The following is a 2,990-nucleotide window of genomic DNA, read 5'->3' on the forward strand; positions in this document are numbered from 1 at the left end:
AAGGGCTCCGACCGCTTGTAAGCGTATGGTTTCAGGATCTTTTTCACTCCTTTATTCAAGGTTCTTTTCACCTTTCCCTCACGGTACTAGTTCACTATCGGTCTCTCAGGAGTATTTAGCCTTAACGGATGGTCCCGCCAGTTTCATACAGGGTTACACGTGCCCCGCACTACTCAGGATACCACTATCAATAACGCTCTTTGCCTATACGGGACTATCACCCTCTATGGTCGCTCTTTCCAAAGCGTTCTAGTTCATTACGCATCAAATATCGTGGTCCTACAACCCCAGCATTGCCGTAACAATACTGGTTTGGGCTAATCCGAGTTCGCTCGCCGCTACTATCGGAATCACTTTTGTTTTCTTCTCCTCCGGGTACTTAGATGTTTCAGTTCTCCGGGTTCGCCTCCTTTCGGATAACATATCTTCAATATGCTGGGTTGCCCCATTCGGATATCTGCGGATCGATCTGTATGTGCCAGTCCCCGCAGCTTTTCGCAGCTTATCACGTCCTTCATCGCCTCTGAGAGCCTAGGCATTCCCCATACGCTCTTATGTAGCTTATTGTACTTTTTGTCTTTTTAATGAGTTTACAATTAGTTAAAGGCTCGTAACCTTAACTAATTGCGATTCTGTATAGCAAATTAATGCCATACTATTTTTATGTATCTTTTTCAATATGTCAATGAACTTCTTTCCGAATAAATCGGAACTGTGGAGAATACCGGAGTCGAACCGGTGACCTCCTGCGTGCAAGGCAGGCGCTCTAGCCAGCTGAGCTAATTCCCCAATTACTAGTAGTTAGTAATTAGTAGTTAGTAGTCAGTACAACTACCACTCAACTTCTAGAATTTCCTTTATAATATTATAGTCAGTAGTCTCAGGCAGACTCGAACTGCCGACCTCTACATTATCAGTGTAGCGCTCTAACCAGCTGAGCTATGAGACTCTACTATAATAGATCATTTAAATTAACAGCAAAAGAACAGACAATTTATTTCTAAATACCTCTGATTGGTCGTCTTTCTCTAGAAAGGAGGTGTTCCAGCCGCACCTTCCGGTACGGCTACCTTGTTACGACTTAGCCCTAGTTACTAATTTTACCCTAGGCCGCTCCTTGCGGTGACGGACTTCAGGCACTCCCAGCTTCCATGGCTTGACGGGCGGTGTGTACAAGGCCCGGGAACGTATTCACCGCATCATGGCTGATATGCGATTACTAGCGATTCCAGCTTCACGGAGTCGAGTTGCAGACTCCGATCCGAACTGTGATAGGTTTTATAGATTCGCTCCTGCTCACGCAGTGGCTGCTCTCTGTACCTACCATTGTAGCACGTGTGTAGCCCAGGACGTAAGGGCCGTGATGATTTGACGTCATCCCCACCTTCCTCGCGGTTTGCACCGGCAGTCTTGCTAGAGTTCCCGACATTACTCGCTGGCAACTAACAACAGGGGTTGCGCTCGTTATAGGACTTAACCTGACACCTCACGGCACGAGCTGACGACAACCATGCAGCACCTTGTAAAGTGTCCGAAGAAAAAGCTATCTCTAGCCCTGTCACTCTACATTTAAGCCCTGGTAAGGTTCCTCGCGTATCATCGAATTAAACCACATGCTCCACCGCTTGTGCGGGCCCCCGTCAATTCCTTTGAGTTTCATTCTTGCGAACGTACTCCCCAGGTGGGTCACTTATCACTTTCGCTTAGCCACTCAAACCGAAGTCCGAACAGCTAGTGACCATCGTTTACGGCGTGGACTACCAGGGTATCTAATCCTGTTCGCTCCCCACGCTTTCGTCCATCAGTGTCAGTTAATTGTTAGTAATCTGCCTTCGCAATTGGTATTCTATGTAATATCTATGCATTTCACCGCTACACTACATATTCTAACTACTTCACAATAACTCAAGATAACCAGTATCAAAGGCAATTCTACAGTTGAGCTGCAGACTTTCACCCCTGACTTAATTATCCACCTACGGACCCTTTAAACCCAATGATTCCGGATAACGCTTGGATCCTCCGTATTACCGCGGCTGCTGGCACGGAGTTAGCCGATCCTTATTCTTACGGTACCGTCAAGCCCCCTCACGAGGAGGTGTTTCTTCCCGTATAAAAGCAGTTTACAACCCATAGGGCAGTCTTCCTGCACGCGGCATGGCTGGATCAGAGTTGCCTCCATTGTCCAATATTCCTCACTGCTGCCTCCCGTAGGAGTCTGGTCCGTGTCTCAGTACCAGTGTGGGGGATCCCCCTCTCAGGGCCCCTATCTATCGTTGCCATGGTGTGCCGTTACCACACCATCTAGCTAATAGAACGCATACCCATCTCTTACCACCGAAGCTTTAAAGTGTCTGTGATGCCACAGTCACTTACTATAGGGTATTAATCTTCATTTCTAAAGGCTATCCCCCTGTAAAAGGTAGGTTGTATACGCGTTACGCACCCGTGCGCCACTCGTCATCTGGTTGCAAGCAACCAATGTTACCGTTCGACTTGCATGTGTTAGGCCTGCCGCTAGCGTTCATCCTGAGCCAGGATCAAACTCTTCATCGTTAATCTTTTAGCCTTACGACTGTTTCTTAACTTCCAATCGGAATTATTCGATATTTGTACTCAAAATGGTCTATTCTTTTGTTTGAAAAATGCCGTCGCCGACATCTTCCTTACGCTGTCAATTCAATATGTTAATGAACTTTTTTTCTCTTTCCTTAAACGCTTTAACGCTTAAGCGGGTGCAAATATAAAACCCTTTTTTTATTCCTACAACACTATCTGTACTTTTTTTTCGAAAAATTTATCCCGATAACTCAATACTTACTTTCTCGTAGAACTTAAACCAAACATCATCCGTTTAGCGGGTGCAAATATACAACCCTTTTTTTCTTACAACCAAAACTTTTTTGCTCTTTTTTTTCCCCTTTTTAATATCACACAACTACAAACCCTTATTTACAGTACTTTACAACCTAAACTATAAAAAGAAATTC

General features: G+C 45.3%; 2 tRNA genes and 2 rRNA genes (1 of these 4 cut by a window edge). All 4 read right to left on the reverse strand.

Annotation, left to right across the window (positions count from 1 at the left end):
- Positions 1–567 (reverse strand): 23S ribosomal RNA (locus ACU8DI_RS15100) (it extends 2,253 nt beyond the left edge of the window).
- A gap of 148 nt (positions 568–715) precedes the next feature.
- Positions 716–789: transfer RNA gene (locus ACU8DI_RS15105), tRNA-Ala, on the reverse strand.
- An 86-nt stretch (positions 790–875) separates the two neighbouring features.
- Positions 876–949, reverse strand: a tRNA-Ile gene (locus tag ACU8DI_RS15110).
- A gap of 83 nt (positions 950–1,032) precedes the next feature.
- A 16S ribosomal RNA gene (locus ACU8DI_RS15115) occupies positions 1,033–2,556 on the reverse strand.
- Together the 16S and 23S rRNA genes with 2 tRNA genes alongside form the textbook arrangement of a ribosomal RNA operon.
- Positions 2,557–2,990: the final 434 nt, after the last annotated feature.

Source organism: Psychroserpens sp. BH13MA-6, from assembly GCF_052983595.1.